This is a genomic window from Sphingobacterium sp. UBA3549 (genome assembly GCF_002376635.1).
Lineage (GTDB): Bacteria > Bacteroidota > Bacteroidia > Sphingobacteriales > Sphingobacteriaceae > Sphingobacterium.
Genome location: NZ_DFOE01000029.1, coordinates 52692 through 72344, shown reverse-complemented (window position 1 = coordinate 72344; position 19653 = coordinate 52692). Strand labels below are relative to the sequence as shown.

The following is a 19653-nucleotide window of genomic DNA, read 5'->3' as shown; positions in this document are numbered from 1 at the left end:
TTCCGGGCTTTTTTATCTTTTTGAGCCTAGCTTTTCATGCAGGATCTCCTCGTCCAAACTGTTTTCATATTTCGAAATGACCAGTGTTGCCGCTGAATTTCCGATTAAATTGGTTATTGCCCGAGCTTCACTCATAAAACGGTCTACGCCAAAGATCAACGCAACCGACTCCACAGGCACATGACCAACAACTGGTAATGTTGCAGCAAGGGTCACAAAACCACTTCCAGTAACACCGGCTGCGCCCTTGGAAGTTAACAGCAAGACCAACAATAGCGTAATTTCCTGCTCCAAGCTAAGGTGCATATTGAGCGCCTGTGAAATAAAGACCGCGGCCATTGTCAGATAGATACTTGTTCCATCCAGATTGAAAGAATAGCCCGTAGGAATGACAAGCCCGACGACAGGTTTGGCGCAGCCGGCATCTTCCATCTTTTGCATGATACCAGGCAATGCCGACTCGGAGGATGAAGTTCCCAATACAATCAGAATTTCCTCTTTAATGTATTTTAAGAACTTAAATACGTTTACCTTAAGATAGAAATACAATACTCCTCCAATGACGATAATCACAAAAATGAAACAGGTCAGGTAGAAACTCACCATCAACATACCCAGTTTAGACAAGGCCTGAATTCCAAACTTACCGATCGTAAAGCCCATGGCTCCCATTGCTCCAATTGGAGCGAGATACATGATCATTTTGATAATGGAAAAAAGTACCTTTAGAAACGACTGCAATACATTGAGTACAGGCTCGGACGCTTTCTGCCCTATTTTTGTCATACCAATACCAAAAAGGACTGCAAACACGAGCACCTGCAACATGTTGTCTGAGGCTACGGCAGCGATAACGTTACTTGGAATAATTCCGATGATGAAATCCATAAAACTATGCGGTTCTTTGGATTCTGAAATGTAATGGGATACCGAAGATACATCGAGGCTTGCCGGATCAGCATTCATCCCGGTACCCGGCTGTATCCAATTGACAAAGACGAGACCAATAATCAGGGCGATGGTGGTCATGATTTCGAAATAGATAATCGAAGTCAGGCCGATTTTGCCCACTTTTTTTGTATCCTGCATTCCAGCGATACCGATTACAATGGAACTGAAAATCAATGGTGCAATGACCATCTTAATCAGTTTTATAAAAGCATCGCCCAATGGCTTTAACTTAACAGCAAAGTCAGGGTAATAGATTCCACAGATGATGCCCAGCAGTATACCCAATACGACTTGAAAATAGAGGCTCTTAAAAATATGTTTCATGATCGGTTTATTTACTGACAGCAATCCCCTTTGCTATTGATCGGTCTTTTTATTTAGGATTCAGAATTTTCTGAGTACGAAGATAAAAAAAAGGGATGCATAAATGCATCCCTTCCACTGATATTTTTGAACTTAATTACTGAAATATGCTCTCACATTCTTTCCTTCAATCCAGTTCATATACGCTTTGTTGACAACCTTGTTTCCACCAGGTGTAGGATAATCGCCTGAAAAATACCAATCACCCTTATGATCCGGGCAAGCTTGGTGTAAATTGTCTAAGGTTTGGTACACAACCTCCAGTTCAGCTTTGAGGTGGTGCGGTCTCACAATACGAGCGATTTCTTCGGAGATCTCCTTATCGGTAAATGGGGCGTAGATGGCTTTGACATAATTCTCAATCTCATTGACATCTTGCGTCATCGATAACACACATTTCTGATAAACCTCATCGATAACATGTGCCATGCCACTTTGTTTCAAAAGGTTGATTGCTGCTTCGAATGCAACAAATTCACCCATACGTGACATATCAATACCATAACAATCCGGATAACGAATCTGTGGCGCCGAAGAAACAATGACAATTTTTTTCGGGTTCAGACGATCTAAGATCGTTAATATACTCTGTTTCAAAGTTGTTCCTCTAACGATGGAGTCATCAATGGCAACAATGGTATCTTCATGATCTTTTACAATACCGTAGGTGGTATCATAGACGTGCTGCACCATATCCGTACGGTCTGCGTCTTGCGTAATGAATGTACGCAATTTAGCATCCTTCACGTTGAGTTTTTCAAAACGAGGTTTAATACTCAAGATTTCATCCAATTCTTCATCAGAAATTTTTTCTGAACGATTCAATAAAGTCTCTTTTTGAAAATCACGAACATAGGTATTAATACCATCCATTAGTCCATAGTAAGATACTTCTGCAGTATTTGGAATAAATGAGAATACGGTATTTTTGATATTATTTTTGACAGATTCCAATACCTGAGGTACCAGTAATCTTCCCAGTTCTTTACGTTCTTGATAGATGTCAGCATCTGATCCACGGGAGAAGTAAATCCTTTCGAAAGAACAAGAACGTTGTTCTACGGGTTGTCTAAACATCTCTTGGGATACGGTACCATCTTTTTTGGCAATCAGGGCATGTCCCGGTTTAATTTCCTTAACAGCACCAATAGGGATATTGAACGCTGTCTGGATGACAGGTCTTTCTGATGCGACCACCAGAATTTCCTCGTCCTGGTAATAGAACGCCGGACGGATACCTGCCGGATCGCGCATGACGAACGCATCACCATGGCCAAAGATACCTGCTATGGTGTAACCGCCATCCCACGTTTTGGCCGAACGCTTCAAAATCTTTGATACATCAATATTTTTAGCGATCAGCGAGCTGATTTCAACATTAGAATAACCTTCTTTTTTGAATTGGTCGAATAGATCTTGATTTTCATCGTCCAGGAAATGACCGATTTTTTCCAAAACAGTCACCGTATCAGCCTTTTCTTTTGGATGCTGTCCCAACTCATATAGCTGTTGCAACAATTCGTCCACATTGGTCATGTTGAAGTTACCCGCTACAACCAAATTGCGAGACATCCAGTTGTTTTGTCTTAAAAACGGGTGACAGCTTTCGATACTGTTCTTGCCATGTGTTCCATAGCGCAAATGTCCTAAAAGTACTTCTCCGGTAAAACTTACATTATCTTTTAACCATTGCGTGTCTTTTGACTCCTCTGGAAATGCTTTCTGAACAGAAGCAAATTTTTTCTGCACATATTCGAATATATCTGCCACGGCAGTTGAGCCCATAGCTCTGTAACGCGAAATGTAACGATTTCCAGGTTTTACATCAAATTTAATGGTTGCAATCCCAGCCCCGTCTTGTCCACGGTTGTGCTGTTTTTCCATTAATAGGTACAATTTGTTGATGCCATAAAATGGCGTACCATATTTTTCCTGATAATAAGATAAGGGTTTTAACAGGCGAATTAGTGCGATTCCGCACTCGTGTTTAATAGCGTCGCTCATATCTTGATTTGATGTCGCAAAAGTAAGCATTATTTGGCACTTAGCGATCTACCGGCTCACTTTTTAAGCAATAAAATTACAGTGAATAGACAGACGGTGTTCGTCATAGCGCCTGAGGACCTATTTCGCAATAAAAACAGGTACTTTTACTGCATGTCGCAGCTTGTTGACCGTCTCCCCAAAAATAAAATCCTTTAAACCGCTGTGCCCATGACTGCCAACCACCAACAGATCAGCCGCATATTTTTCACAAACTGCTGCGATACTCTTGATCCGGTTATTATAGCCCAATTCGTATTCCGTCTGATACCCTTTCGATACGAGAAAGTCAGCATATAATTTCAGACGCTCTAAGTCTTGACGTGATTCAAAATCATCTGTCGACTCTCCAGTATATTTTACCGAGGCGCTCTCAACAATATGTACCACGACAAACGCCGTGTCTTTATGAGATAGCTGCAAAGCATATTGAATGATCTTCTGATCCGAACTGGAGAAGTCCAGCGCAATAACCACCTTCTTGAAGGAGCCTTTATGTTCAACATGCAGCGCCTCAAATGGAGGATGGACCTCCAGATCTATCGCTTTAGATTTTAGTAAAATTGGATATAATACCGTCATGACTAACAAAGCGAACAACCCTACGGCGCCCATTATCAGTACCACCGTTACCACAATATTATTGGCTTCGCCAATCCAGCCGACCACTTCGTCATACACCAATTTCAGATTCAGCACAGCGATAATGGCAGCAATCAGCCAGGCCACTCCCTTTGTTAACGGCTTGATGGCAAAATCCCCCATAGTTACTTTATCGCTGACAAAATGGATCAACGGAATGACTGCAAAGGCGAGTTGCATACTCAATATAACCTGGCTAAAGATGAGGAGCTGTCCCACGCGGCCTTCACCCGAAATCAGGATAACCAATATCGCTGGAATAATGGCCAACAGCCGGGTAATAATCCTCCGTAAGGTTGGACTAATCCGCAACCGTAGATATCCCTCCATGACAATCTGGCCCGCTAAAGTACCTGTCACTGTCGAACTCTGCCCGGCGAGAATCAAGGCAACAGCAAATAATTTCGATGCCCATTCCGTTCCGAGAAGGTTGCCCAACAGATGATAAGCATCTTCGAGTTCGGCCACGTCATGCCTACCATTTTTATGAAAAACGGATGCCGCAAGAATCAAAATCGCCGCATTCACGAGAAAAGCCAGATTCAAGGCAATGGCACTATCCCAAAAATTATACTTTAACGATTTTCGGATGGAGCTGTCATCGCGATCAATTTTCCGCGTTTGCACAAGTGCCGAATGCAGATACAAATTATGCGGCATGACGGTTGCACCGATAATACCTATGGCGATATAGAGTGCGGCACTATTGGGGATACTGGGTATAAATCCGGTGGCCACCTCTGCAAAGTCTGGTTTAGCCAAAAACATTTCCACCATAAAGCACATGCCAATAAGCGCAATCAGTCCAATGATAAAAAGTTCCATTTTTCGCATCCCGAGCTTCTGGAGATAAAGCAATAAGAAAGTATCTGCAAAACTGATCATTACGCCCCAGATCAGATCAATACCGAAAAGGAGGTTGAGACCGATGGCCATACCGAGCACTTCGGCCAGGTCACAGGCTGCGATGGCAATTTCAGCAAGCACATACAATACAAAATTCATCCGCTTAGGGTAGGTCTCCCGATTACACTGCGCAAGATCTTTGCCGCGCACAATACCAAGCCGTGCACATAAATTCTGGAGCACTAAAGCCATGATATTACTCATCAGTAAAACCCAAATCAGGGTATAGCCAAATTGGCTCCCGCCGGCAAGATCCGTTGCCCAGTTACCTGGATCCATATATCCTACACTAATGAGATAGGCAGGTCCAAAGAAACTAAGTATCTTTTTAAATTTGGATTTTCCTTTATTGACATCTACACTTTCGTGGATATCAGAAAGGGATTTATGATGGGATTCGTCGTAATGCATAAGGTACTGTAAGTGCAATATCGTCTATTGTCTGGCTTAAAGATAAAAAGCTTTAAACGATTTGGCAATTAAACAGTGATATAATTAGAATTTAAATGCGAGCTGCCCGGAATTCTCTTTTGACTGATTGCCAAATGGTATAAAATCAATGGTTTCGTACTGGCCTAAATCCGGTTTAAACTGTCGCACATGGACACCCTTGCACATAAAACTTAGGTCAACTGACCTGAATTGCTGCTTGGCGATCTCCAGCCATTCTGGCTCAAGCTGCCGCCCGATTGAGATATGAGGTTCGTCGCTAATGTCGATCAAATCAAACTCCGTTAAGGTCTGAACAACTTTTCTCGCGCGATCCTTGAGGTAACTGCGCGCATGTACCGTCGGCGCAATATAGAAGGCACCACTGGAAAACGACGAAAAATGATCAAAGTAAACATACTGGCTCCGTTCGTACACCAAGGTTTCCTGTAAAGCCTCAATGGCCCTTACCAATTTACGCTCATCGGCCTCGAAAGCACATATAGTGACATGCGCCTTGGCATTACAACTGCGGTACCAGCCTTTGTTTGTGTCGGGAAATAGTTCGGCTAACGACGCACGTAACCGTCGCTTCAAACCATCCACCAAAGCAATACCAGCTTCATCAGGTTGAAAAACAAACGAATATGTATTGACACTACCCTCCATAACAAAAATCAATTTTCGATCAGTAGGTAAGATAACAAATACCGCGCAGATAACAAAACCTTAGGCTAGCCTTTTAAACAACAGTACAGCTTACCAACCGATGCCGTAATCCTCTCCATTATTGCTACTACCGCCCCAAAGCGTGTGATGTTGTTCGTCAAAATAAATAGCATTGATCGGTCCGCTGGTACGCTCGCCTAGCTGAATGCTGTAGCCCATTTGCTTTAATTGTTCGATCACAGCAGGCGCAGTATCTTTCGCTAATAATAGGCTACCTGAGCGTGGCTTCCGATCATCGGTCTTGGTTCCACCCAGCGACAGCCAAAGCTGATTACTATTGATATTAGCCGCCTCGCTAGCCTGCTGGGGCGTCATACCAAACTCGACCATATTTAAGAAAAACTGAAGTAAGTTTTGATCTTGTGTATCGCCGCCCTGTACCGCAAAAGAAAGGAAGGGCTTGCCGTTTTTTAAAGCCATTGACGGGCTAAGTGTTACACGCGGTCTTTTGCCGGGCTCGACCACGTTGAACGGGTTAATCAGTGAATCCAGAACAAAACTCTGTAAACGCTGACTCATACCCACTCCAGTGTTGCCTGCGATACAGGCCGGTAACCAGCCGCCACTTGGCGTAATCGAAACAACCCAGCCTTCCGCATCTGCTGCCTCAACGCTGGTGGTTCCCCTTAATAGCCGGTCCATATAGGCACTATCAACGGATAGCGAAGCCACAAGCGCCGCCGCCGACAAGTCCTTCACATAAGAACTTGAGCGTGCGTCATGTTTAGGGACAAAATCATTTTTCAGTTCGGTGTTTGGTTCAAACTGCTGCCGACGTTGCTGCAGCAGCGGAAGATAGGGGTTCTTTTTACCGACATACGGATACGGATCTCCAGGTAGCACATTGGGGTTATTTCGGGCAGAATCAATTGTTGCGGCCCTCGCCTTCGCATAGGACTCATGCAAAAGACCTTGAATAGGTGTCTTTGTATTGCCATAGGGATCACCATAATAAAAATCCCGATCTGCAAAAGCCAAGTTCATCACCTGATAGAGTGTATGAATATAGGAAGCAGAATTATAGCCCATAGCCTTCAAGTCAAAGTTTTTCAACATTTGTAGACTCTGCAGCATCGCTGGCCCCTGGGTCCATTCCTGCAATTTATAGACGTCAACACCTTTATAATTAACGTGCAGCGGTTCCTCCTCGATAGGTTTCCAGCTGGCCAAGTCTGCCTTTGTAATTAAGCCCCCTTGCTCTTGGCTACCACGAACAAATTCGTCCGCGATATCGCCAGTGTAAAAACGATCATAGGCAGCCATAATAGCCGCTTTTCGGTCTTTGCCAGCCGCTATAGCGTTCTTTTCCGCTTCGACCAATTTAGACAGGGTGTGAAGAAGATCCTGTTGCACAAAAACCTCCCCCGCTTCGGGGGCCTCCCACGATTTACCTTCATGTACTAAAAACACCTTTTTACTGTAAGGCCATTCCTTTATGCGTTCCTTGCCTCGCTCGATACTTGTTGCCGTTTGTGCATCAATAGGATATCCTGCAGCCATTTCAAGAGCTGGCGCGAGTACTTCCGCTAAGCTTTTGGTCCCATATTGCGCCAACATATAACACAATCCACCTGGTGTGCCTGGTGTAACAGCGGCAAGTGGACCGTATTCGGGCGGAAATTCATAGCCCTTTGATCTAAAAAAATTGACTGTTGCTCCAGTAGGCGCTACTCCCAATGCATTTATGGCAATGACCTTCTTCAATTTTGGATGATAAATTAAGGCTTGTGTTTCACCTCCCCAGCTCAGCACATCCCACATCGTACAGGTAGCTGCAAGCATTGCGCAAGCAGCATCTACCGCATTTCCGCCCTGTTGAAAAAGTTGAGCCCCTGCCGTTGCTGCTAAGGGTTTTCCGGTAATCGCCATCCAATGCTTACCATGTAACGGTGGTTTTTGCGTACGCTGGGCAGAACTCAGCATTGGCGTACCGGCAGTCAACAGTCCGATAAACATCATCATCAGCGCAGGGTATCTTCTTTTCATAGCAGCAATCTTTCGTTAAGCAAGCGTTTTTAGTAAAAGCAAGATAGGGATTTTTAGGACAAACAAAAAACTCCTGCCAACCGAGGATGACAGGAGTTTTAACTATCTTAATTTCTATTGGTTTACCAATAAATGGAATACAATGCTGTAACTAATAAGGCTACAATCAATGCGATGACCAAGAACGCTCTGTGCGGTTTAAACATGGTGGTATCAATCTCCAATCCAGCGGGTACTACACCACGCTTATTGTCGATGATACTAATAAGAATCATACCGATAATACAGATAATGAAGACAAATCCCATACGATCCAAAAATGGAATCTCGTAAATTCCTGTTGTCGGATTCGGAACGGAGAAACCTGTCGATGACAAGAAAGAAAGGTCGACCCAATCCGGCAATTTCTTGAAGATAATGGAAAAAATAAATCCACCAATTGTCGCGAATAAAGCGGCATTGGAAGTCGCTTTTTTCCAAAAGAATCCCAAGATGAACATAGCGAAAATCCCTGGAGAGACAAACCCCGTGTACTCTTGAATGTATTGAAATCCACCTTTTTTATCTATCCCCAGATGCGGGGCAATCAGCACACCCAAAATCATGGCAACAACGACAGTTAATTTACCAATATTGACCAATTTCTTATCAGATGCTTCGGTATTGAATACTTTCTTATAAATATCCAGGGAGAAGATTGTTGCAATACTGTTTGCCTTACCTGCCAAAGAAGCGACCACCGCAGCTGTCAATGCAGCGAAAGACAGTCCTTTCAGACCGGCAGGCAACAAATTCAACAAAACAGGATACGCATGATCCGGATTGACCTCTCCATGTTGCATCATTTCATTTTGAAACAAGCCATCTTTCCACATTACGTAGGCTGCAATACCCGGCAATACAACAATAATAGGCATCAATAACTTTAAAAATGCTGCAAACAGAATTCCGTTTCGGGCAGTTTTAAGATCTGCCCCCAACGCGCGCTGCGTAATGTATTGATTACATCCCCAGTAATTGAGATTAACGATCCACATCCCTCCGATTAAGACGGTTAAACCCGGCAAATCGAGATAATTTTCATTTTTACGATCAAGAATCATATGGAAGTGGTCAGAAGCCTTTTCGGTCATCAGGTGATAACCTTCCAATACGCCTGATCCGCCATAATGTTCCGAAACAAGGTTCAAGGCGAGATAAGTCGTCGCCAAACCTCCCAATACCAAAAAGAAAACTTGAATAATATCCGTGTAGCCAATCACCTTCATACCACCTAAGGTAATGATAACCGCAAAAATTGCTATGGCATACATACACGCTTCAAGACTGATACCCGAGATACTGCTTACTGCAATTGCTCCCAAATAAAGGATAGAAGTCAAATTGACGACCACATACAACAGTAACCAGAAGACGGCCATAATCATCGCAACAGTTCCATTATAACGTTTATGGAGAAACTGTGGCATCGTAAAAATTTTGTTCTTTAGATATACCGGTATAAAAAATACGGCAACAACAATCAGCGTGATGGCAGCCATCCACTCATACGTCGCAATAGCCAATCCCATCTTAAATCCGGAACCGCTCATACCGATAAATTGCTCGGCAGATATATTGGATGCAATCAGTGATGCTCCAATAGCCCACCAGGTCAATGACCCCTCAGCCAGAAAATAATCTTTAGATCCTACAGATTCAGATTTCTTGCGATAATACACCCATAATCCGTAACCGGCTACAATGACAAAGTAGATCAGGAAAACGATGTAATCTTTTGTGCTTAAATAATTATTCATGTAATGGTAATTGGTTTAATTCGATCGCCTAATATAGAAATATTTTTAGAACTATATATATCTGTTGATCAAATTTTCTAAATACTCCTGCTTACCACTAATCGTTTTTGGTTCTCCCAATTCTACGGCTAAATCTCTTAAGTTCTCCAATGTCAATGCCTGTCCTTCAAATGATGCGCCATGGCCGGTATCAAAAGAGGCATAACGCTCTGCCCGTATTTTTTTGTATTCCGAGTCTTGCAGGATACGATCTGCTGTAAGCAATGCGCGGGCAAAAATATCCATCCCACCGATATGAGCATAAAACAAATCTTCAGGATCTGTCGAGTTGCGGCGTATCTTGGCATCAAAATTCACACCTCCACCTTGGAGTCCGCCACCCTCTAAAATAATCAACATCGCTTCGGTCAATTCATTGATATCGTTTGGAAATTGATCTGTATCCCACCCGTTTTGATAATCGCCACGGTTGGCATCAATGGACCCCAATTTGCCCGCATCTACTGCGACCTGCAACTCATGCTGAAAGGTATGTCCGGCCAATGTCGCGTGGTTGACTTCTAAATTTAATTTAAAATCGTCCAAAAGATTATACTGACGCAAGAAGCCAAGTACGGTAGCCGCATCGTAATCGTACTGATGTTTTGTCGGTTCACACGGTTTGGGTTCGATAAAGAAAGTTCCTTTAAAGCCGTTTTTGCGGGCATAATCTTTGGCCATATGCAAAAATTGTGCAAGGTGCTCCTGCTCGCGTTTCATATTGGTATTTAAAAGACTCATATAGCCCTCTCTTCCGCCCCAGAACACATAGTTTTCACCGCCGAGGGCAATTGTTGCATCCAATGCTGCCTTAACCTGAGCGCCACCATGTGCTAGAACATGAAAATCAGGATTAGTCGCCGCCCCATTCATATAGCGCTTATGGCTAAAAAGGTTGGCTGTTCCCCAAAGCAATTTGATACCGCTTTCCTGTTGTTTCTCCTTTGCATAATCAACAATAGTGGACAGGCGTTTTTCATTTTCAACAACATTATCCGAATAATCCACTAAATCAACGTCGTGGAAGCAGTAATAAGGTATATTAATTTTACTGATAAATTCGAATGCCGCATCCATTTTATCTTTTGCTCTGGTAATTACGTCGCTGCTTTCATCCCATGGAAATTGATGTGTCGGTCCGCCAAATGGATCAGATCCATTACCGTTGAACGAATGCCAGTACGAACAGGCAAATTTAAAATACTCTTCCATCGTCTTTCCCCCAACAAGTTGCTTAGGGTTGTAATAACGGAAAGCCAATGGATTTGTGCTGTCTTTCCCTTCGAATTGAATTTGGCCTACGCCTTTGAAAAATTCTTTTTTCCCTTTGATAACATTCATCTTAATTGCTATTTATTTGTTTGTTTAATAATTCTTTCCATTGTTGATAATGCTCTTCATATTGCGCTACAAACTGCGGTTCCACGGTATATACAGGCTTCAAAGAGCGAAAGGCTTCTTTAAAATCTGCATAATACCCACTTCCTATTCCTGCTCCGAGGGCGGCTCCTATACTTCCATCGTGATTGAAAATCTCTACAGGAACGTTTGTGGCCCCCACAAATGACTCTCTGAAAACAGAGCTCAAAAACAAATTGGCATAACCTGCACGAATCATATTTGGATACAAATTGTTCTCGCGCATGATATCAAGGCCGTAGCGAAAGGCGTAGGCAATTCCTTCTTGTATAGCGCGCAAGATATCGCTGGTCTCATGTCTGTTCAGGTCTATCGCTGAAATTGAAGCGCCAACGGTTTGGTTATTGAGCATGCGTTCGGCACCATTGCCAAATGGGATAACCTGTAGTCCTTTGCTGCCGATAGGTGAAGCTCCGGCCATCGCATTGATCTGTTCATACGATAGATCACTTCCTAGCATCTTTCTGCCCCAACTGTTCATAATACCTGTTCCGTTGATACAGAGCAATACCCCTGTTCGGATATCGTCCTCGCCATAATTCACGTGCGCAAATGTATTTACGCGTGATTCGCGGTCAGCGATTAGCTGGTCGCTGACCCCATAGATCACACCGGAAGTGCCTGCGGTCGCAGCAACTTCTCCAGGCTGTAGGACATTGAGTGAAAGTGCATTATTAGGTTGATCACCGGCTTTATAATTGATGGTCACAGCAGCAGACAGTCCGAGTTCCTCGGCCACAGTAGCTTTAATCTGACCATGTGTTGAAAAGACAGGTAAGATCTCTGGAATAAGATGATCATCAAAACCATAATAGTCCATTATTGTGCGCGACAACGCATTATCTTTAAAATCCCAGAATATACCTTCCGAAAGCGCGGATATGGAGGTTGTCACTTGTCCCGACAGCTTCATCGCTATAAAATCTCCCGGCAACATAATCTTGTCTATCTTTTCATAAACCGCAGGCTCATTTGCTTGGACCCAGGCCAACTTGGACGCCGTAAAATTACCTGGAGAATTCAAATGATGGCTTAAATTAAAAGACCGTCCGATTTCTTCAAAAGCGATATTACCCAATTCAACAGCCCTGCTGTCGCACCAGATAATTGCATTGCGTAGCACCTGCTGCTCTTTATCAACGACAACCAATCCGTGCATCTGGTAAGCAATTCCAATGGCCGAAATTGCTTTAGGATCGTAAAGTCCCAGCGCATTGGCTTTCAATAAAGCCTGTTTAAAATAATCCCACCAGTCGAGCGGATTTTGTTCAGCCCAATTGGGTTCTACAGTAATTATTGGAGCTTCTACATCGGGATATTGCACCGAGCACACCTTGTGTTGCGAAGAAGCTTCAACAATTGAAACTTTCACAGAAGAAGTACCTACATCTATACCTAACAAATACATGGTAATTAATTCTAATTGGTTATAAAAAACAACGGCGGCTCCTATCTTGCAACCGGTTGCATAAAAGTAGGACATGTTTCTGACTATTCAAAATATTAAATAAAATTATTTACTTTGGAGCGTGAATAAAAAAACAACCATTTACGATATCGCCCGTGAGCTAGGAGTAACAGTCTCTACTGTATCCCGTGCATTGAACAATGTGCCTACGATCAGTGAGTCCACACGAAAAATAGTGCTGGAAAAGGCAAAGGAATTAAATTATAGTGTCAATAAGCTGGCCTCATCCCTTTCTTCGGGCAAGTCCAATACCATCGGTGTCATTGTACCAACCATGCAAATTCATTTTTTTGCGGAAGCCGTACACAGCATTGAAAAAGAATTAAAGAAACACAACTATAGTTTATTGCTCTATCAATCGAATGAATCGTTTGCCGACGAGGTCAATGGCGTAAAAACTTTACTGGAAGCGCAAGTAGCTGGTATCATCGCGTCTTTGTCTCTGGAAACTCAAGAAACACAGCACTTTCAAGAAGTGATCAATCAGCGCAAATGCCTTGTTATCTTTGACCGTACCCACAAAAATATTCCTGCACCCGTGGTAAAACTCGACGATTATAAAGCGGGTTATCTTGCAACACAGCATCTACTCGAAGAGGGATACAAAAACATAGCCTTTATTACAACAGACAAAGAGATCGCAATTTTCCGGGATCGGTTCCTCGGTTTCGAAGCCGCGTTAAAGGATGCGCACATTTCACCGCGCGAAGATTTTATTATCCGCGGCGACTTATCTATTGAAGCCGGTATTAAAGGCACGGAACAGATTCTACAATCTGCCATCCAACCGGATGCCTTCATTGGAGGCGATGACTTTACAGCTGTAGGGATTATCCAAGCCTTAAAAGCTGCCCATATTGATATCCCAGCAACGGGTGTTATCGGTTTTGCAAACCAAACCTTTTCCTCCTTCATTACCCCCACACTATCCAGTATAGACCAACAGGCCAACAAAATGGGCGAAGAATGTGCAAAGTTATTTTTGAAAATGGTCAAACAAAAAAGTCCTTATGACATGATCGAGCAAATTGTTCTTGATCCTGTATTGATAAAAAGAAAATCTACCCATAGAATAGACAAATAATCCCTACCTTTGCCTAAATTTTTTTAAATGCAAGCCCGGCACAGATTTAGGACAGCAAGCATCTGCTTATTATTTGTCATTCAGGCCCTTTTTTTATTGGCCATCTTTGTAGAAAATAGAAATTCTTATCTTATACTGGCCTTTATAGGTCTACTCTCCTTACTTATTTTATACAGTTACCTTCGTTCGCCGATTCATCATCATAAACATGAATATGAGTCCATCCGAATTGCCGTTTGGGTTCCTGTCGGAGCGATTATTTCCTACTATTTCAATCATACATTTGGGTTAGGTCCGGTCTTGGGTGCTGCACTCACAGGTACACTGGGCTCCTTCATACCCAATATCAATAAAGATTCAACGTATCTCCCTCATCTTCCGGCGGCAATTTATTGCGGTGCGTTTGTAGGCATGTCCAATGCCCAGGTAGCTCATGGCTTCTCCTTTGTTCTAGCCGCCAGCATTTTTACTGCGATCTTTCTGATTGTATCGAAAAGCCTGTTAAATGGGGTCGGTGGCAAGCTGGGTACATTGGCTTTTCTCGGTGTTTCGCTGACCTACCTACTGTTGTACATTTTTAAGTAATATGGAAACATTCATTTTATACCTAGTTGGTGTTATCGCGAGCACGGCCACCTACTACGTCAATACCAAATTTAATCAAGGTGCGGTACGTTCCTCGGCATTGCTGACATTACTTGTCGCTGGCTTTCTTCATTTTTTCCCGCAAACTGTCACGCCTTATCTGGCTCAATATATTCCTCCGGTTTTTATTGGGGCCTCATTTATAGGCATGGTATCCAAAAGCCAGTTATCAACCTATTTCGGTTTGGCCCTTGCCGGCATTATCTTTACGACGATCCTGCTCCACACGAGCAAGTTTTTTGCCGGGTATGGTGGCGCACTGGGCACATCAGCCTGCATTGCTTTATTGGTCGTTTTAAGTATTCCTTATTTCAAATCACGCCGAAAAATGACCGTTGGCTTTCTGCAGCTCCGTAAAACAATCTTAAAAAAACAAAGGAAAGTATCGAAAAGACAAGTAGATTTGTTTAAATAAATATTTAAACATGAAACCTTTATTTCTGGTCTTTATTATTCAGGCCTTCTGGCTAAAAACGCTAATTGCTCAACAGGCAAACCTTAGTTTGGTCAATCAGGAGCGCAACAGTAGCTACAGAGGGCTTAGTGTGGTCGATGATGAGACCGTATGGGTGAGCGGTAGCAATGGCACCGTTGGACTCAGCACCGATGCTGGAAAAAACTGGCAGTGGGTCAACCCAATTGGCTATGAAAAAACAGATTTTAGGGATATTGAAGCGTTTGATGAAAATGAAGCCATCGTTATCTCTGCGGGTTCACCAGCCATCATCTTACGTACCCGCGACGGCGGGCGAAGCTGGAAGGAGGTTTTCAGTGACAAGCGACCAGAAATATTTTATGACGGTATTGCATTTACATCAGCAGGTGTGGGTATTGCTTTCGGCGATGCCATTCAAGGTAAAATGCCGCTATTAAAAAGTGTCGATTTCGGAGAGTCATGGAAAGATATCACAGCAAATATGCCCTTTTCGATAACTGGTGGAGAAGCTGGTTTTGCTGCTAGCGGGACATCCATATACTGCAACAACACAGGAACATACTGGATTGCCACTGGGGGAACAGTTTCCAATATCTATCGCAGCGACGACCAGGGAAATACATGGGTACGTTACAGCTGCCCGATCCTGCAGGGAAAAAATAGCACCGGCCCCTTTTCTATTGCTTTCTATTCATCAACGACTGGAATTGTCGTTGGCGGAGATTACAAAGACGACACAAACAAGGAGAAAAACAGCTTTCTGACCAAAGATGGTGGTAAAACTTGGTTTGCACCACAATCAGCGCCCGCTGGATTTAAATCCGCTGTTGTTTACCGCTCCAAAAAACAACTCATCAGCACGGGTACTTCGGGCACAGACTTGTCGAATGACGGTGGTAAAAACTGGATAGCGATCGGAAAGGAAAGCTTCAATGCGGTTCAAAAAGCCAAAAAAGGCAGCGCCATATATCTGGCCGGAGATAAGGGAAAAATAGCGAAGTTAACATTGTAAGTTAACTTCGCTATTGCTCGCCACATCATGATCTTGCCCTTATCGGGCATAAGCCCGTGATATGGTATTAATACCGATTATTTACGCGACAAACGCGATTCTTCCAGATCTAGAGAATACTCCATTTCTCTAATGACATCGCTATCGTAAGCCTTACTTTCTTTGATCTTATACAATCCATCTCGACGTAAGGCCAGAAGTTCCAACATTATTTTATTATACAGTCCTCTCACTGCCGAAAGCTGTGCACGTGTATCTTCTTCTTTTGCACGCTCGGAAGCATTTACACTTCGGATGATCTGCTCTTTCACCCGGGCGATGGTCTCATACTCCAACATTTCCTGTGCATAGTGCTTATCCAAATAGGCAATAGATTCTTTACCAAGGCGTAAGCGGATCTCATCAATCTGCTCTTCCATGGAAACTTGCTCGTCGACATCTTCCATCTTTATCAGCTTAATTAAAAAGGGTAATGTTAGCCCCTGAAAGACAAGCGTCACCAAAATAACGACAAACGTAATAAACAAAATCAGATTACGGTGTGGGAAAGCTGTGCCATCATATAAAGTCAACGGAATCGCTAATGCTGATGCCAACGAAACCACCCCTCTCATTCCTGCCCAGCCAATAACCAAGGGCAGTTTCCATCCCGGGCTTTTTTCCTTTACCCGAATCCGCTTAAATAATATTCTAGGAACAAAAGCCGAAAGATAGACTGCAATCAATCGCAAAATAATGACGATCACGGCGATCGCCAGCGCATAGTTAATGGCCTCCGCCATCGAATATTCGCCCAATCCATTAATGATAACGGGTAACTCCAGCCCAATCAAAATAAAGACGAATCCATTTAAGAGAAAACCTACCGTTGCCCATACTTCTTTCGTTTGAATACGGGTATGATAGTTGAGATAATCCCCTGCCCGAAAGGAGAGAAACAATCCACCACTTACCACAGCCAAAACGCCCGACCATTCAAAATGTTCTGCGACAATATACATTAAGTAGGGTGCGATGAGGGTAATAGGTGTTGATATGCTGGATGATTTCGCCACATACCTTAAGAAGACATAGAGGATGTGGCCGATCACCAGGCCAACCACAACGCCCATCACCGATAATACAAGAAATTGCGTCGCCGCATTGGTCATTACAAACTGGCCCGTAAGAATTGCAATCGATGCAAATCGAAACACAGTAAGTGAGGCAGCATCATTGACCAGGCTTTCTCCTTCCAATATCGCTATTCCTCGTTTCGGAATACTGATACCTTTCAATACTGAACTCGCCGCAACAGCATCGGGAGGCGAAATGATCCCGCCTAGCAAAAAGCCAAGTGCTAGGGTAAATCCGGGAATAATACTCACTGAAAAGTAGGCAATGGCCAAGGATGTGAAGAAAACCAGACCGAAGCCCATGATTAAAATAGACCTGCGCCACTTTAAAAAATTACCCCAATTGGTGTACCACGCGGCTTCAAAAAGTAAAGGGGGCAAAAAGACCATAAACACAATATCAGGGTCCACACTAATGACTGGGACACCGGGAATCAAGGAAATCACGAGTCCACCAATCACTAATAAGATTGGATAAGAGACCTTTAAGCGTTGACTCAGCACAAACAACATGGCCATAAAGAAAAAGAGCAGCATCACCAATAAGAGATTGCTATGAATTTTCTGGCCAGCCTTTCCGCCTATTCCAGCTTTCACATCCGAATAGGGCGCCAAAACTGACATACTGTATTGACGGATCTTCCACACATTGTCCAGCTTGCTCAGTACCCCTACTCCACGAAAAGACTTGGTATTAATCTTAAAAGATTCATCAAACCAAGCAATGGTACTATCTGCATTGAAGCTGATATGCCTAGTGTCATACGTGTATGTCCATGCATTCTTGGGATTGAAATATTGATTGGCGAACTTTTCAGCATGTGCTTTATCCCATCTTTCATTCTGATCAGTCCCCATAATGATTCCATCGGAAGCAATCACATTCAAAAATGGGCCATACTTCACCTCACCTGAAGACTTGTGCCATTGCGCTAACACCCTATTGATTTCTTCTACAGTTTGCTGGGCGCTTGTTGGTAAGGCGAATAACACTACATGAAGAAAACAACATACACTTAAAATGATTTTTCTAATCATAAATTCTAAAACATCTTTCTATCTAGGCCTATTTTGTATTCGTCAACTTAGTCCTAAAACAAAAAGCTGCAGATGCAGCTTTTTGTTTTTATTTGATTATTTCTTCAATTTCACTGATAATCTTCTGCGCGATCTGCTCAGCAGCTTCGGGCGTCGGGCCCTCAGAATAGATGCGAATGATCGGTTCGGTATTCGATTTGCGTAAGTGCACCCATTCATTTTCGAAGTCTATTTTCAGTCCATCAATGGTGGAATGATCTTCATTTTTATATTTCTCCTGCATTTTCGCCAATAGATTGTCAATATCTAATTCGGGCGTCAGGGTAATCTTATTTTTGGACATAAAGTACTGCGGTAAAGAAGCACGGTATTCTGATGCCTTTTTACCAAGTTTTGCCAAGTGCGTTAAGAAGATCGCCACACCGACCAGCGCATCACGGCCATAGTGAGATGCCGGATAAATTACGCCACCATTTCCCTCTCCGCCGATGACCGCATCGACTTCTTTCATCTTTGTAACCACATTGACTTCACCCACGGCCGCTGCATAATATTCACCTCCATGTGCTTTAGTGACATCACGCAGTGCACGTGTAGAAGATAAATTAGAAACGGTATTTCCTTTTTTATGCTGCAACAGGTAGTCTGCTACGGCCACTAGTGTATATTCTTCACCGAATAATTCGCCGTCTTCCATCATAAAGACTAATCGATCGACGTCCGGATCCACAGCAATCCCCAAATCAGCCTTGTTCTCGACCACTGCTGCAGACAAATCTGTAAGATGTTCTTTCAACGGTTCGGGATTATGCGGGAATTGGCCATTGGGTTCACAATGGATCTTATAAATGGTTTGTACCCCCAGTGCATCCAACAACGCAGGGATAAAGGTACCGCCCGTGCTATTGACTGCATCTAAAGCGACTTTAAAATTAGCGGCTTTAATGGCTTCTTTATCGACATATTCCAAAGCCAAAACAGCGTCTACATGTTTCTGCATGTAGGAATAGTCTTTATGGAGCTGTCCTAATTCCCCCACTTCGGAAAAATCGAAGTCCAAAGACTCGCCAAGAGCCAATACTTCCTGTCCTTCGGCATCTGAAATGAATTCACCCTTCGCATTCAACAATTTCAGCGCATTCCATTGGCCAGGATTATGTGAAGCAGTCAAAATAATACCGCCAGCTGCCTTTTCCATCGGTACAGCAATTTCTACTGTTGGAGTCGTGGATAGACCCAGGTCAACCACATCAACACCGATACTCTGCAAGGTACCTATCACCAGATTACTGACCATCTCACCAGAAACACGCGCATCTCTACCGATGACAATTTTTTTGATACCGCTCTGCTTGACAATGATTTTGCCATAAGCTGCTGTAAACTTAACGATATCTATGGGGGTAAGTGCTTCTCCAGCACGCCCGCCTATCGTACCTCGTATCCCTGATATTGATTTAATTAAAGTCATTTCTTTTGAATTGATTAACGCGTAAATTTAGCACAATGGCAATAAAATATCGAATTAAAATTATAAATAATAAATATT

General features: G+C 43.2%; 14 protein-coding genes. 4 read left to right on the top strand and 10 right to left on the bottom strand.

Annotation, left to right across the window (positions count from 1 at the left end; translation table 11 throughout):
- Positions 1 to 12: 12 nt before the first annotated feature.
- The 8 genes from dctA to B2W36_RS15390 all read right to left on the bottom strand — a co-directional run bounded on the left by dctA (position 13) and on the right by B2W36_RS15390 (position 12714).
- The gene (dctA, locus tag B2W36_RS15425) at positions 13 to 1275 is read right to left on the bottom strand and encodes a C4-dicarboxylate transporter DctA (protein ID WP_209577881.1); all 1263 of its coding nucleotides are present in this window, start codon (positions 1273 to 1275) and stop codon (positions 13 to 15) included.
- 132 nt (positions 1276 to 1407) lie between these two features.
- Complete coding sequence (locus B2W36_RS15420) at positions 1408 to 3318, bottom strand: class II glutamine amidotransferase (protein WP_293879472.1); 1911 nt, start codon at positions 3316 to 3318, stop codon at positions 1408 to 1410.
- A 120-nt stretch (positions 3319 to 3438) separates the two neighbouring features.
- Positions 3439 to 5316: an Nramp family divalent metal transporter gene (locus B2W36_RS15415; protein ID WP_293879463.1), complete on the bottom strand. Its 1878-nt coding sequence runs from the start codon at positions 5314 to 5316 to the stop codon at positions 3439 to 3441.
- Positions 5317 to 5400: 84 nt separating this feature from the next.
- Positions 5401 to 6003: a 2'-5' RNA ligase family protein gene (locus B2W36_RS15410; protein WP_293879464.1), complete on the bottom strand. Its 603-nt coding sequence runs from the start codon at positions 6001 to 6003 to the stop codon at positions 5401 to 5403.
- Between the two features lie 90 nt (positions 6004 to 6093).
- The gene (locus tag B2W36_RS15405; protein WP_293879465.1) at positions 6094 to 8049 is read right to left on the bottom strand and encodes a gamma-glutamyltransferase family protein; all 1956 of its coding nucleotides are present in this window, start codon (positions 8047 to 8049) and stop codon (positions 6094 to 6096) included.
- 122 nt (positions 8050 to 8171) lie between these two features.
- Positions 8172 to 9848 (bottom strand): sodium/sugar symporter, encoded by a 1677-nt coding sequence (locus B2W36_RS15400; protein WP_209577878.1) that lies wholly within the window; start codon positions 9846 to 9848, stop codon positions 8172 to 8174.
- 51 nt (positions 9849 to 9899) lie between these two features.
- Entirely contained in the window at positions 9900 to 11228 is a 1329-nt protein-coding gene (gene xylA, locus B2W36_RS15395; protein ID WP_209577877.1) for a xylose isomerase, read from the bottom strand.
- A gap of 1 nt (position 11229) precedes the next feature.
- On the bottom strand, positions 11230 to 12714 hold the full coding sequence (locus tag B2W36_RS15390; protein WP_293879473.1) for a xylulokinase: 1485 nt from the start codon (positions 12712 to 12714) through the stop codon (positions 11230 to 11232).
- A gap of 121 nt (positions 12715 to 12835) precedes the next feature.
- On the opposite strand from B2W36_RS15390, the gene B2W36_RS15385 reads away from it, so the two are divergent.
- From B2W36_RS15385 to B2W36_RS15370, 4 genes are read left to right on the top strand one after another with little or no spacing between them, the layout of a single operon-like run.
- On the top strand, positions 12836 to 13858 hold the full coding sequence (locus B2W36_RS15385; protein WP_209577876.1) for a LacI family DNA-binding transcriptional regulator: 1023 nt from the start codon (positions 12836 to 12838) through the stop codon (positions 13856 to 13858).
- A gap of 27 nt (positions 13859 to 13885) precedes the next feature.
- On the top strand, positions 13886 to 14443 hold the full coding sequence (locus tag B2W36_RS15380) for a hypothetical protein (RefSeq protein ID WP_209577875.1): 558 nt from the start codon (positions 13886 to 13888) through the stop codon (positions 14441 to 14443).
- A 1-nt stretch (position 14444) separates the two neighbouring features.
- On the top strand, positions 14445 to 14918 hold the full coding sequence (locus tag B2W36_RS15375; protein WP_293879466.1) for a hypothetical protein: 474 nt from the start codon (positions 14445 to 14447) through the stop codon (positions 14916 to 14918).
- Between the two features lie 10 nt (positions 14919 to 14928).
- Positions 14929 to 15951 carry a WD40/YVTN/BNR-like repeat-containing protein gene (locus B2W36_RS15370; protein ID WP_293879467.1) on the top strand — a complete coding sequence of 341 codons (1023 nt, stop codon included), beginning with the start codon at positions 14929 to 14931 and terminating at the stop codon, positions 15949 to 15951.
- A gap of 77 nt (positions 15952 to 16028) precedes the next feature.
- Here B2W36_RS15370 and B2W36_RS15365 read toward each other — a convergent pair whose 3' ends face one another.
- Both B2W36_RS15365 and glmM read right to left on the bottom strand, forming a co-directional pair.
- Positions 16029 to 18104 carry a Na+/H+ antiporter gene (locus B2W36_RS15365; RefSeq protein WP_293879468.1) on the bottom strand — a complete coding sequence of 692 codons (2076 nt, stop codon included), beginning with the start codon at positions 18102 to 18104 and terminating at the stop codon, positions 16029 to 16031.
- 88 nt (positions 18105 to 18192) lie between these two features.
- A complete protein-coding gene (glmM, locus tag B2W36_RS15360; RefSeq protein ID WP_293879469.1) occupies positions 18193 to 19575 on the bottom strand; it encodes a phosphoglucosamine mutase in 1383 nt (460 codons plus the stop codon).
- Between the last annotated feature and the right edge of the window lie 78 nt (positions 19576 to 19653).

Excerpts from the sequence above, each read along its gene's own strand:
- dctA (WP_209577881.1), bottom strand. The coding sequence starts at position 1,275 with ATGAAACATATTTTTAAGAGCCTCTATTTTCAAGTCGTATTGGGTATA.
- B2W36_RS15420 (WP_293879472.1), bottom strand. The coding sequence starts at position 3,318 with ATGAGCGACGCTATTAAACACGAGTGCGGAATCGCACTAATTCGCCTG.
- B2W36_RS15415 (WP_293879463.1), bottom strand. The coding sequence starts at position 5,316 with ATGCATTACGACGAATCCCATCATAAATCCCTTTCTGATATCCACGAA.
- B2W36_RS15410 (WP_293879464.1), bottom strand. The coding sequence starts at position 6,003 with ATGGAGGGTAGTGTCAATACATATTCGTTTGTTTTTCAACCTGATGAA.
- B2W36_RS15405 (WP_293879465.1), bottom strand. The coding sequence starts at position 8,049 with ATGAAAAGAAGATACCCTGCGCTGATGATGATGTTTATCGGACTGTTG.
- B2W36_RS15400 (WP_209577878.1), bottom strand. The coding sequence starts at position 9,848 with ATGAATAATTATTTAAGCACAAAAGATTACATCGTTTTCCTGATCTAC.
- xylA (WP_209577877.1), bottom strand. The coding sequence starts at position 11,228 with ATGAATGTTATCAAAGGGAAAAAAGAATTTTTCAAAGGCGTAGGCCAA.
- B2W36_RS15390 (WP_293879473.1), bottom strand. The coding sequence starts at position 12,714 with ATGTATTTGTTAGGTATAGATGTAGGTACTTCTTCTGTGAAAGTTTCA.
- B2W36_RS15380 (WP_209577875.1), top strand. The coding sequence starts at position 13,886 with ATGCAAGCCCGGCACAGATTTAGGACAGCAAGCATCTGCTTATTATTT.
- B2W36_RS15375 (WP_293879466.1), top strand. The coding sequence starts at position 14,445 with ATGGAAACATTCATTTTATACCTAGTTGGTGTTATCGCGAGCACGGCC.
- B2W36_RS15370 (WP_293879467.1), top strand. The coding sequence starts at position 14,929 with ATGAAACCTTTATTTCTGGTCTTTATTATTCAGGCCTTCTGGCTAAAA.
- B2W36_RS15365 (WP_293879468.1), bottom strand. The coding sequence starts at position 18,104 with ATGATTAGAAAAATCATTTTAAGTGTATGTTGTTTTCTTCATGTAGTG.
- glmM (WP_293879469.1), bottom strand. The coding sequence starts at position 19,575 with ATGACTTTAATTAAATCAATATCAGGGATACGAGGTACGATAGGCGGG.